At 46.7% G+C, this 12,438-nt stretch carries 12 protein-coding genes; 4 read left to right on the plus strand and 8 right to left on the minus strand.

Going from position 1 to position 12,438, the window contains the following annotated elements:
• The first annotated feature begins 79 nt into the window (after nt 1–79).
• Nucleotides 80–2,029, plus strand: coding sequence for a M1 family metallopeptidase (locus AB1S50_RS08405; RefSeq protein ID WP_367150129.1), 1,950 nt, complete (start codon nt 80–82; stop codon nt 2,027–2,029).
• 159 nt (nt 2,030–2,188) lie between these two features.
• On the opposite strand, the gene AB1S50_RS08410 is transcribed toward AB1S50_RS08405, so the two are convergent.
• Complete coding sequence (locus AB1S50_RS08410; RefSeq protein WP_367150130.1) at nt 2,189–2,671, minus strand: peroxiredoxin family protein; 483 nt, start codon at nt 2,669–2,671, stop codon at nt 2,189–2,191.
• Nucleotides 2,672–3,430: 759 nt separating this feature from the next.
• On the opposite strand from AB1S50_RS08410, the gene AB1S50_RS08415 reads away from it, so the two are divergent.
• The 3 genes from AB1S50_RS08415 to AB1S50_RS08425 all read left to right on the plus strand — a co-directional run bounded on the left by AB1S50_RS08415 (nt 3,431) and on the right by AB1S50_RS08425 (nt 5,651).
• On the plus strand, nt 3,431–4,264 hold the full coding sequence (locus AB1S50_RS08415; protein ID WP_367150132.1) for an MBL fold metallo-hydrolase: 834 nt from the start codon (nt 3,431–3,433) through the stop codon (nt 4,262–4,264).
• A 378-nt stretch (nt 4,265–4,642) separates the two neighbouring features.
• Complete coding sequence (locus tag AB1S50_RS08420) at nt 4,643–5,431, plus strand: type 1 glutamine amidotransferase domain-containing protein (protein WP_367150133.1); 789 nt, start codon at nt 4,643–4,645, stop codon at nt 5,429–5,431.
• 16 nt (nt 5,432–5,447) lie between these two features.
• Nucleotides 5,448–5,651, plus strand: coding sequence for a hypothetical protein (locus AB1S50_RS08425; protein WP_367150135.1), 204 nt, complete (start codon nt 5,448–5,450; stop codon nt 5,649–5,651).
• Between the two features lie 76 nt (nt 5,652–5,727).
• Here AB1S50_RS08425 and AB1S50_RS08430 read toward each other — a convergent pair whose 3' ends face one another.
• The 7 genes from AB1S50_RS08430 to AB1S50_RS08460 all read right to left on the minus strand — a co-directional run bounded on the left by AB1S50_RS08430 (nt 5,728) and on the right by AB1S50_RS08460 (nt 12,313).
• Complete coding sequence (locus AB1S50_RS08430; protein WP_367150137.1) at nt 5,728–6,495, minus strand: hypothetical protein; 768 nt, start codon at nt 6,493–6,495, stop codon at nt 5,728–5,730.
• Between the two features lie 21 nt (nt 6,496–6,516).
• Complete coding sequence (locus AB1S50_RS08435) at nt 6,517–7,773, minus strand: hypothetical protein (RefSeq protein WP_367150139.1); 1,257 nt, start codon at nt 7,771–7,773, stop codon at nt 6,517–6,519.
• A gap of 4 nt (nt 7,774–7,777) precedes the next feature.
• Nucleotides 7,778–8,707 carry a hypothetical protein gene (locus tag AB1S50_RS08440; RefSeq protein WP_367150141.1) on the minus strand — a complete coding sequence of 310 codons (930 nt, stop codon included), beginning with the start codon at nt 8,705–8,707 and terminating at the stop codon, nt 7,778–7,780.
• Nucleotides 8,708–8,775: 68 nt separating this feature from the next.
• On the minus strand, nt 8,776–9,255 hold the full coding sequence (locus tag AB1S50_RS08445) for a type II toxin-antitoxin system RatA family toxin (RefSeq protein ID WP_367150142.1): 480 nt from the start codon (nt 9,253–9,255) through the stop codon (nt 8,776–8,778).
• Nucleotides 9,256–9,257: 2 nt separating this feature from the next.
• The gene (locus AB1S50_RS08450; protein WP_367150148.1) at nt 9,258–10,403 is read right to left on the minus strand and encodes an aspartate aminotransferase family protein; all 1,146 of its coding nucleotides are present in this window, start codon (nt 10,401–10,403) and stop codon (nt 9,258–9,260) included.
• 153 nt (nt 10,404–10,556) lie between these two features.
• On the minus strand, nt 10,557–11,687 hold the full coding sequence (locus AB1S50_RS08455) for an acyl-CoA dehydrogenase family protein (protein ID WP_367150144.1): 1,131 nt from the start codon (nt 11,685–11,687) through the stop codon (nt 10,557–10,559).
• Nucleotides 11,684–12,313: an aldehyde dehydrogenase family protein gene (locus AB1S50_RS08460; RefSeq protein WP_367150146.1), complete on the minus strand. Its 630-nt coding sequence runs from the start codon at nt 12,311–12,313 to the stop codon at nt 11,684–11,686. The genes AB1S50_RS08455 and AB1S50_RS08460 overlap by 4 nt, the downstream gene beginning before the upstream one ends.
• Nucleotides 12,314–12,438: the final 125 nt, after the last annotated feature.

The following is a 12,438-nucleotide window of genomic DNA, read 5'->3' on the forward strand; positions in this document are numbered from 1 at the left end:
CTGGATAGCTTTCCCCCGGTGCGCCGCTTTGGGTATGCTGTAGCGCCTGTCAACAAGCACACTTTTCTGGAGCCAGCTCATGTCGCCCCGAATTCTATATACCACCCTGTTGATTGGCGCCCTCGCTTTTGCGGGTGGCTGTACAAAATCCGAGCCCGAATCCAGTTCTGCCCAAGTCGCGGATGCGGTGCAGAGCAAATCACCCGGCGACAAACAGCAGGCGCAGGCCGCGCCCGAACCCGGCGTGGACTATCACTCCTTCGCCAATACCGACGACTTTCTGGTGAAACATGTGGATCTCGACCTGGAGGTTCATTTTGATCGCAAAGTGATCGAGGGGGAGGCGAAGCTGCAGCTCGAGCGCCTGACTGACCAGAAGAACCCCTTGGTCCTGGATACCCGCGACCTCCATATAGAGTCGGTGCGGGCCGGGCATGGCAGCCAACTGCAGCCAGTCAAATTCACCCTGGGTAAAACCGACCCTCACCTGGGCACGCCGCTGTCGATCGAATTGCCACAAAACGCCACTACAGTGGCGATTCGCTACAGCACCTCCCCCGATGCCTCCGGAGTACAGTGGCTGGAGCCGCAGCAAACGGCCGGTGGCGACTTCCCCTTCCTGTTCACCCAGGCGCAGGCGATCCACGCGCGCAGCTTCATACCCTTGCAGGACTCCCCCAAAGTGCGCATGACCTACAACGCCACCATTCGCACACCGCCGGAACTGCGCGCCGTAATGAGCGCCAACAATGACCCGCAGGCGGCGAAAGACGGTGTCTATGAATTTTCCATGCCGCAGCCGATTCCCTCCTACCTTATCGCGCTGGCGGTGGGTGATCTCGACTTCAAGCCCATGGGCGAGCGCACTGGCGTCTACGCCGAGCCGGAATTGCTCGATGCCGCAGCGGCGGAATTCGAGGATACAGAATCCATGCTGGAGGCCACTGAAAAAGTCTACGGTCCCTACCGCTGGGACCGCTACGATCTCCTGATCCTGCCGCCCAGCTTTCCCTTCGGTGGAATGGAAAACCCCCGCCTGAGCTTTATCACGCCCACCGTCATCGCCGGCGACAAAAGCCTGGTGGCGCTGATTGCCCACGAACTCGCCCACTCCTGGTCCGGCAATCTGGTGACCAACGCCAGCTGGCGCGATCTGTGGCTGAATGAGGGTTTTACCACTTACCTCACCAACCGCATCATGCAGAACATTTACGGCGACGAGCGCTACCGGATGGAAATGGCACTGGGTTACGACGACCTGGAAGCCGACCTTGCCGACCGTGAGGACCGCGATGAGATCATGGCCATCGACCTCCGTGGCCGCGACCCCGACGATGTATTTTCCAATATTCCCTATGAGAAGGGCTCCCTGTTTCTCTACGAACTGGAGCAAAAGATAGGCCGTGAAGCCTTCGATCAGTTTTTGCTGGATTACTTCAATCACTTCTCATTCGAAAGCATTACCACGGAAGATTTTCTCGCCTATCTGCAGCAGACACTATTGCAGCAGTACCCGCAACAGCTGGACGAAGCGCGCATTCGCCAGTGGATTTACGAGCCGGGGATTCCTGAGGGCGCTCCGCACCCCCGGTCCGATGCATTTACCAAACTCGACCCCCTTCGGGATCAGTGGCTCGGTGGTGAAATCGCCGCTGCCGATATAGACACCGGCGACTGGACCTTCCATCAGTGGAAGTACTTTCTCGATGGTATGCCGGAAAAACTGAGCGAGTCCCAGCTCCGGGAGCTGGATAGCGCTTTCGGTCTGACCGATTCGAAAAATAACGAGATCGCCTTTAGCTGGTTGATGATCGCAGTGCGCAATGACTATCAGCCAGCGTTTGCACGCCTGGAAGACTTCCTCACCAGCATCGGCCGCAATAAATTCCTGCGCCCCCTCTACCGCAACCTGGTGGACAGTGGCAAGCAGGAAATGGCGGTAAGGATTTTTGAAGAGGCCAAGGCCGGCTATCACCCACTCACGGTCAAGGTAAACAGCCGTGTGATCTATGGGCCGGATGCCAGCTGAGAGTTTTTAGCTCCGCTCATACAGAGTACAGTGCGCCGGGGCTTTTGTCCCGGCGTTCATCGACCCCATAGGATTGGCTCGGTAGCAAGGCTGTCGGGCCAGCCGCAAATGTTTGTAGCGTAGATATTCAGTCGCAGTTACGTCGCCTGCCGAATCCCTTTACCCCTGTGACTCCCGTATCAGGGCCATTAACTCGGCACCGACAGCCAGGTCCTGCTCATAACCCATTTTTTGTTTGCGCAAATACCCCTGCCGGTCAATCAGTATCAGTGTTGGAGTGCCTCCCATACCATAGGCACGCATGGTCTTTGGAATGGGATCCCCTACGATGCCTGATGGCATATCGATAGCCACGGGAAATTCAATCCGGAATTCCTGTACAAAAGCTTTTAGAGAAACTTCTGTCATGGTCGCATGATGTTCAAATACCGAATGCAAACCGATAATGGCCACATCGTTTTGATCAAACAAGGCGTAAACACGGCCGGCCTGGGGTATAGAGTGCTGCACACAGCCTGGGCACAACATTTGAAACACAAAAAGAGCGACGACCTTTCCGCGGAAATCGTCCAGGGATAGTGCAGTATCCGTATTCAACCAGGTTTGCACGCAGAGTTCAGGGGCCTTTGTCAATTCCGCCACAATTATTTTACTCCTAACAGCCTCCGCCCGGAATCGCGGGCAGAGGGTTTGGACTTTGCCATTACTGCACTTTTCCGGGCAGGGAGAGGTCACCCAAAGCCACGCCAAAAACGTCCACGACACACAGCAAGGGCGCGTGAGCGCCTTCGTTGACGCGTAAACCGAAGGTTACTCCATCAAAAGCGAATACTGCCAACTGGCATAGGCTGTACAAAGCGCGGCACAAAGGGATTATAGAGCTTTCTGTGCCGGTGTGGTTTGACTGGCGCAATTATGAGCAAACAGGAAGCAAAACAGCTCTGCCGCGAACAGCAATTTGACACCCGAGAAGAATAGCTTATAGCCTTTGCACAGTTGGCTCCTCTAATAAGGAACAGCATCGCCGCAGCTATGCGGCGTTCAGGATTATAGACATTGGCAACTCACCACCATCTACTTTCTGCACCTGGCTCGTTGGTAAATTTTATTCCAGTAGATCACAAACTTGCCAGCTTAATATGGCACAAGGACGAACCGCCGACGGCCTATTCGGGTACTGCCAATAACGTCGGTCAGCTGCTAGTAGGCTGGCCTTCAAAATGAAATAGGCGCCACAGCTCAATACCGCTGCGAGCCCTTTCGTTGTTTACCTATCGCGAAAGCCTCTTATCTTTGCAAACCCGCGCATTTTATCGATCACAGGCGGGCGCTGATCGCAAACCTATAGTGTTTACTTCGAAAAAGTATACCGTCTTCCGCGTATGGCAATACGGAGAGATTATGAACAAAAAACAGTTGTTTGCGGCCGGGGCTATCTTTCTATCGTCTGCCGCTTCAGCCACAGAGCTTTGCCTGTTGGCAAATAATGGCTTCTTGATTAAAGGAGAAAATAAGTCAGTAGTCTTGGATGCAATGGTTAAAAAATCCATGTATGGCTATCCGGCATTAAGCAATGAAGTTTACGATTTACTTATAGAGGGGAGTGCACCTTTTGATGATATCGATGTCGCCTTAACTACCCATAATCACCTGGATCACTTCCAGGCAGATGCTTTGCTGGAGCATGCTCAACGGAACAAAACGGTTTATGTATTGCCACCCCAGGCCAAGGCTGATATAGATGCAGCCGCGGCAGACCATGGTCTGGCAGACCGCTTGGTAACGGAGGTCCCCACTCACAATGGCAAAGCTGTTAAGCGCCGGATCAATGGGGTTGATATAACCATCTACAGTGTTAACCATGGTGGCAGAGAGGCCGAAGGGGTAGAGCAGGCCGAAAAGAACCATTCCGTTTATAAAGTGGAGATAGATGGTGCCAGCTTTACCCATCTTGGTGATGCAAAGACAACGGTTGGGCTCCTTTCACTGGCAGGTATTGCAAAGACCAAGACCAATTATTTGCTGGTCCCCTATTTTTCCGCAAAGAATCCTGAATTTGTCCATGCCTTAAAACAGGCATGGGACTTTGATAACCTGGTTCTGATGCATATAGCTCAAGTTGATTGGGAAGATCCAAAGCAGGTTGCCGAACTAGATAAAACCATTTTATCTCTGAAAGAAATTTTTCCGAAAGCCTGGATACCGGTAAAAGAAATGGAGTGTAGAACGATTTAGTCAGCGCAAAAACCGGCCATAATTTATTAAAGCGTAGTCAAAAGCGTGAGTAATAAATGCCCATTTTATGTTCTGGTTTGAGCCAATAAAATAAGGAGCGGGATATACTAGATGAAGAATATTCTGTATTTCTGAGAACCACATGACTAAGTTTTTATCGACACCTTCAAGGTATAATTTAAGCAGTTAAGACGTCATCTGTGTAATTTTAGCGACTAAATATTTATCCATAGGTATGGCTAAGGTCTTTTTAAGTAAATGAAACGCGATAGCATGTATTTTAATTTAAGCTGAAATATTGAGGTACTTGGATTCAACTCGCAAGAGCAAAAGTGGGTTGAATTCTAGTTAACTTAAAGAAGAGGATTTAAAGTCATAATGAGAAAAATAACTGTAGTATCAATTATGCTTCTATTTTATATTATCGCCTGCCCTGTATATGGAGAAGATGCTAAAAAAATTTTAATTGTTGCATCAAATGTTAAAGATATGGGAGACCCGGAAAAGCATGATGCGAGAAATAATCTTTGGGAATATGCTCCGCCGTACCATATCTTTATATCCCACGGGTATGATGTGGATTTTGTATCATCCGCAGGGGGTGCAGTGCCATTTATGATGGACCCGTTGGGGATCAGCAGTTACACCATAAAGTACGAAGGGTTCCTGGAGAAAGCAAACTCTTCTTTGTCTCCGGATTTAGTTGATCCGGGGGAATATAGGGCGGTATATATTGGCGGAGGCTATGGCACCTTGTTTGATGCGGCGTCGAATAGGGAACTACTTGATCTTATCGCAAAAATATACAAAGCAGGTGGTGTAATAGGAAGTTGTGGGCATGGGGCCGGTGTGTTTGCCAGGGTAAAGCTTGATAGGGATAAATTTCTGGTGCAGGGGAAGCGTATTGCTGGATTCCCGGATTCGACAGAAAAGAAAAAATCTTGGGCCAAGCAGGGAACTTTATTACCATTTCTTGTGGAAACTCAGCTACGAGAAAGTGGCGCCATTGTAATCAATAAGAGTAATATTCCTGATAAGCACGATGTTGTTTCTGATCAGCGCATTGTCTCAACAATGTTTTTACCTTCGGCGGCATTAGTAGCAAAAGAAATGACTAAGCTACTTGAGCAGGACAATAACGGTAGTGAGGCACAGGCAAGCCCTTAGATCCGATGTCTTACGTATGCAAAAAGAGCTGCACTGGAGAGGATGCAGCCTGATGTTCTTCGATTCACAGATCCAGTATGGGAGTGTTAATTTCAAAGCTACGAACGGCCGCAATCCGGATATTTCTTTGATTAACCATCAGGCTGATGACATCCAGCTTGAACTCTTTTCAATATTTTCTGGAAATTATGGAACTCCAATTAAGGTCAGTATCGCTTAACTGGGTTGTGGAGATCCACTAGACAATCTCACATTGCCACTTAGGAAAGCCCCGCCCTGTGATTGGTTCCAAATACTTATACGCTGAACTTCCTGCCGACTTTGAAGTTTTCGCCTTTATAGCAAGCCTCAATGTTTTTCATCATACGAGCACAAAAACTTCTGTACGCAGCTTCTGTCAAGGTATCTTTGAGCCACTTCCACCTGTCTAAGAAAAACAAGGCCATAATGGGAGGAACAGGGAAACTCTGACAAGCTAGGAAAGCAACTTTGACATAATTACTTGGTGTACGTTGAAACAGAAGGTAACCGTCATCACACGAGGCAGAGCCATTCGGACTATGCACTGTTTTCATCCATACCCTGTGCTCATCCTGACTATACTCGACCTTCTCGAGCTTATACACATCAAGATTGCCCTTACCAAGAAATGCAGCGTAATTAGGCTGCGGTAAAGCAACTATACGAGCGCCCTGATATGTAGCGCGACCAAGTTCATCTTGCTGTACGACCTGTGTAACGAGCGCTATAGAGTCACGATAAAAGTCGCCTGCATGAGCAACATCCACTTTATCTACAAAATCATCAAAGGGAACGCGGAAAAGTTGTTCGCCATAAAAATAGGTTGTGTCCCTAAAATGTACCCAATGCATACCGTCTCTGCTGCCAGGCGCGCTCAAAACCTCAGTTTCAATTTGGCGCAAAACCCCAATTATCTCAGTATAATCATCAAGTGAATATTTCGATAAATCAATATCAAATGAATATTTTCTTCGCTTGACAGTATTCTTTGCAAAAAAGACTTGCGGCGCTTTCGCTATATTAGCTAACACTTGAGTTAACATTTTTACCTCTATTACGCCAATCTAGGCGGAGGGTGAGTGGTTTTCATTTACGCTCAGCTGCTGAGGCAGTGACGTTGTTCTCAAAGTACTGTGGTGAAAGCCCAGGCGGGGATCTCCCCACCATTTTACCGTGTCATCATACTTTTGCAGAGAAGGCATTTTTACAGTCAGGTTTAGGGTATTGTCGGGATAATTGTAAACAGTGATGGTATTTAGTCCCCTATTTGCGGTGAACAGATACTTTTGATCTGAGGATAGCTGGCATGCATATACGGAATCTAACATGGTCCATCTGGACGCCCTCAGAGCACGTAAATGGAAATGACCATTAGTGAAGATTGAGCCTCTGGTCATACTGTCCATAAAAGTACGCATGCGCTGTCTGGTTGCGCCTAAACGGGCCAGAAATTTGGGCTTTTCATCAATCATCCGAAAAGAGCTAAAATTATCCCTATCTATCATTACTATGGTGCCACTTGCACCGTTACAGTAAATTAATTCTTGTTCCGACAGACATACATCAGAGTTAATATGGGCATGCAGATCTTGACCCGCACTCCAGTGCCTCAGTACTTTTCCAGATACGGCATCAATTTCAAATACATATTCTTTAAACAGCGAAATAGCCCACTCATGCCAATCACCCGATTGTGGAAGAACTCGGAATGACAATGCATAAAATTTGTCTTCCGTTGGATGGCAAGCAACATGCCAACAAGTTGCTGGCAATTCAACCTTTCTAACCTCTTTAGTTTGCATATCTAAAATGCCAACTTCCTTTGCTTCACCTTCTTCCGGGTGATCCATACCACCGTATACTAAATATTTGCCAGAAGTCGTTTTTTTCATTGCATGGGGCACTTTAATGCCATGCTTGGTGATTGCTTTGGCGTTACTGAGATCATTAATATTAATGCTCCACAGACTTTCACCGATTGCAACAACAACCTCTTCATCACTCATCCATACAGCATGAGTGCTTCCCTTGATAGATGAATTCGTACTTTCATACCATAAAGTAGAAACTCTTCCTATTTCTTCCAAGGTGTGCGTATCGAAAAACATCAAATGTTGGCCTGTAGTTCCCAAAAAACCAACTTTCCCATTTGGGCTAACACTGACGGCATGGCCTCCCGCCATGCCATCATAGTATTTGATTCGATAATCATATTTTTTAGATTCAGGGTCATAATGGAACGCGCACATCCCTGCGCGCCCTTCTAGTCCATTGAGCCCATTACCATCTAAGGCAATATAAAAAGCATACGGAAACTCCATGCTACTACCGTGCCTCGCTACAATTATATCCGCTTGTCTTGTTCAATGACTTTGGTTTACCGGTAGTAACACTCTCGCCAGCATACATTTTAAGAACATTGCCTGAAGTATCATTCCAAAAGCGTCGGTACGCGCCTCTGGTTAACCACTCTCTATACCATTTCCAATTACTTAGGCCAAGTAACACCATGATTCTTGGCAATGGGAACTCTTGCAAAGCTGCGAATTCTAGCTTTGTGCCTTTACCATCATCACTGGGAGACAGCGCGAAATAACTGTCATCAATTACAGTTGAGGCATTCGGGCTACACACTGTTTTCATCCAGTTAATAACCTTCTTTTCTTCGTATTCTTGAATCTCGAGTTTGTAGACGTCGAGTTCATCTTTTCCTAGAAATGCTGAATAGTTTGGTTGCGCTAACGCGGCGATTCTTTCAATTTGCAGTGTCGGACGGCCTTGGTCATCTCGTTTAAAGACTTCTGTATTAATCCCTAATACATCTCTAAAACAATCCCCAACGCGACTGATATCGACTTTTTCGATCATATCTTCATATGGAATATTAACGATCCGTTCGCCGTAAAACTGCACCCGAAGTTCACCATTAAAATCAATAATCCACTTCATCCCTTTTTCTCTAAAGGGTATTTCTTCGAGATTCTTAACAACTTGTTCTATTTGCGCCTTGCTGTACTCAAAGCCTTCTTCCTTGAAAGCACTGCAATCTAAAGCAATCGGCAAGAGTTTCTGTTGGATAGACCCCTTAGCAAGCATTATTCGAATAGCTTTAAAAATAGCTTTAGGTGATATATCTGATAGCAAATTCCCCATAGGCACAGTTTCATCAGATGCATGCTTAGCGTACAAACTATCTCTTTGTTCTTTAGTTCTGGGATATTCCCAGGTATCGGCAGGTTTGTTTTGGTTGCTCATATCATTCCCCTTAGATTTAATGATGTTTCGCCTGTTCCTAGACAACTCAGTTGCCACAGCATTAAGACTCAGGCACTTAACTCCAGCATCGCCCCCTGTGTAGCGTCACTAAATTGGACGCCCTTACCAAATAGACCAATCAATATTTGTTTCGTTACATCGGTTAATACTCTAACAGCGACAGGATTTACAATGCTCTCTAATGAAGGTATGCCGAAGTCAAAGTCAACGATAAGTGCAACCTTTACATCACTACCCTGCTGTTCAATATTCCAGGTCCCCATAAACTCTTCGAAGTCGCCATCAATCTGTTCGAATTCCATCTTTAGCTCTTCCCGTTTAAACCAATCTCGCTCAGTCCACTTAAGCAGTCCATTACGAAATTTAACAACCCAACTGCTTTCAGCTTCTTTGCCGGTTTCCCGATGCATTTCTACACTGACAACCGTATCGACCAGATCTACGTAATGACGAAAATCGGACAAGGTGTCGAATACGGTATTTGCACTGGTACCAGTTATAACTGCATGAATTTCCACACGTCGCATAACTAACTAACTCCAACTGAACTTAAACTTGGGTATTGCTCTGACAAAGCGATACATGCGCTTCTGAACGCTTCTAATAAAAACGCAACTTCACTTTGGCTCATCACAGCAGATGGAGTAAAACGCAAAACAGCGCCCGCATTTAACGAATAATTGACAATTAAATATCGTTCTATTAGCTCCGCGATCAGTGCTCCTGCTAAACCAGGAGAGTGGAGCTCAACCCCTATGAGCAAACCAACACCGCGTATTTCCTTAACCAGATGAGGACAATACTGCGTTACAATTTCTTGCAATCCCTCCTTAATTTGTAGCCCCAGTATCTCCGCTTTATGTACAAGCTTCTCTTTCTCTATGGCTTCAATAGCTGCTTTAACCGCAGCCATTGCAATCGGCGCACCAGAGAAAGTTGAGGTGTGAATAAAGGGATCACGATTGAAAGCTTTGAAGACGTCAGGCGTAGCAACCATAGCCGACACAGGTACTATGCCACCCGACAAGCCTTTACCACAAAGCATGATGTCTGGCGTAACCTGTTCAAAATCAGCGCCCCACCATTTACCAAGACGGCCCATGCCGGTTTGAATCTCATCGAAGATAAGCAGTGCATCATACTGCTCACATAGATTCTTAACGGCAGTTAAATAACCAGTTGGAGGAACACGTACCCCGCCTTCTCCCTGTATCGGTTCCATAATAACTGCCGCTTTGGGGCCAGTTTTCAAAGCATTTTCTAGCGCCTTAATATCACCAAATTTGATGCTGCTCACGTCGTCTAATAATGGACGGAATGGATTCTGATAAACCTCATTCGCAGTTACGCTCAAAGCACCCATAGTTTTTCCGTGATAACCATTTACAGTGGTAATCAAGCGGGTTCTTCCCAGAGTCCGACACAATTTTATCGCCGCTTCAGCCGCTTCCGTACCGGATCCGGCAAAATGTACATGCCGCAACCCTTTGGGTGCAATTTTAATCAATGCTTCTGCCGCTATAGCTGCAGTCGGTTCGAGTAATATGCGTGACGATACGGGGTTGGTTTGAATTTGCTGAATTACTGCCTGCTCTACATGAGGATGACGCGCACCATGTATAAATACGCCATAACCGCCAGCATTAAGATACCTTGCGCCATTGGATGTGTTTATCTATACTCCTTGTGAGCTAACTTCCAAATCTGTCCCAAACACATCGGATATTTTTGCTCTGCCCTTAGATAAGTACTGCCTGCAAAGATGCAAAATATGCTCGAAGTCATGATTTGAAGCTGATACGTTATCTAGTTTACCTTCCATCTTGATTCATTCCATTGTGAGTACGTTGCCTAAAAACCAACTGTGTAAACCATTGATCGCACTCACTCGAGAAGGAGGATGAAAGCTGATGGCTTGGGCAGCTGAGGAGAGATAGGAAATTTCATGGGATTTAATGAATGCAATGCCACCAAGCAATTCTACTGACTTAACAATGCTTCTTTGAATTGCATCTGTAACCTGGTAACGGGCTATCAGTGAATGAGCGAGGCATTCATTGCGGTCTAGTCCGTCATCAAGTGCTTTGGCAACCGAATCCAATAACATTGCCACGCCTTTTAGTTCAGTAGCAAGTGACACACGGGCATTTGCATCGCCTCGATCGTTGTCAAAAACCCTCTGGGCCAATGACATTGCAACTCCCAGGTAGCTGGTGGTTAACAGTAGCTCGAACCAGATAAATCCATAGGTTTGAAGGTCATCAAGCTTGCCTTCGAATTCCAGCCCAAGTTCAAAAACCAGATCGGGGTGGACTTCCACATTGTCTAATACCAAAGCATCTGATTCGGTGCCTGCTAAAATTGTATTTTTCCAAAATGGCTCTACCGAAATGCCGGCAGTTTTAGCGGGAATAAGCGCAACACCAGTAACGCTGTGCTGACCCTCTTTTTCAAGTTTGACGCTAGCAGTTATAAGATCCATGGAGCGAGCTAAACTACAAGGTTGTTTGCGCCCACTCACCAACCAGTTTTTGCCATCCCAAACTGCTCTCATAGTTGGTTCTAGAATGCTCTGTCCGGCCCGTCCTTCCGCAAATGCAGAGCACATGAGCAGTTTGTCCCTTGCGATACCATCCAGTAACATCCATTCCGGGCCATCGCTATTTCTTGAAAGTTCGATTAGACTCGCGAGTGAAAACTGGTGCATTGTGGTACAAAGAGCCAGTGATGGCGCTTTGGATGCAATAGCCCGTGTAAGCCTTATCATATCGTGAGCACTTACGCCGGCACCGCCAAAATCCGATGAGATTAACAGACCTGCACCACCGGCCTCCTTATACCAACTGATACTGGGGTTCTGATCACCTTCGAGAGTCTCCAGTGGTGTTGCCTCAAGGTGTGCATACAAGCCGGGTAGATAACGCTCGAGTAACTCTATCTCTTGCCCTAACAGTTTCATTTCACATCCTCTTTAGAGGCAACGTACTCAAATACAGCTTTCCTTGGTTGTATGCCATGACCAATGCTAACGCCTTGTAGATGCGTTGTTCTTAATAACGGATAATTAAGCTCTCCAAATGGTCCTCCGGTAAGGCCGGTTCCTCCATGAGTCCCCAGCCAAGGTACAAAGCCAATATGTGAATCGTTTATTTTGAGTAGGCCACCGTTATTAACTTGTCGTACTACACGCTCTATCGTCTTTTCACTGCTAGTCCAAAATGAATTGCGCAGGCCATACTCATTAGAATTTATGAATTCAATGACACGACCCAGACTCTCGTCGTCCTCTTCTGGTTCGATGACAATCAGGGGCAATAGCGGAAAGAAGGTCTCTTTTTGTACACATTCAATTTTACGTGCGCCTTTTAGACCGTCGATTCTAAGCAAAGTTGGAGACAGGAAAGGTCCAGTTGGAGATTCAGTGTTGTCAAGTTCAACTCTGACACCTCCACTGAGTACTTTGCCACCTGCTTGAACTGCATCATTCAAAAATCTAAAGAACTCCTCTGTTCTGAGTACTGGGGACAGCAAAACATCCTTTTCCTCAGGCAAGCCGGGCCGTATCGCGCTAGGGCCTGTTAACACTAATTAGCCGGTCAGCGATCAATGAAAAGTTGATGAAGAACTTAAAAACGACATCCAACTTATCAAATCGACTAAATATTCTTCGGAAACCTTTCAAGCGGCGAAACAGACGCTCTACTTCATTT

Source organism: Microbulbifer discodermiae (assembly GCF_040742695.1).
Lineage (GTDB): Bacteria > Pseudomonadota > Gammaproteobacteria > Pseudomonadales > Cellvibrionaceae > Microbulbifer.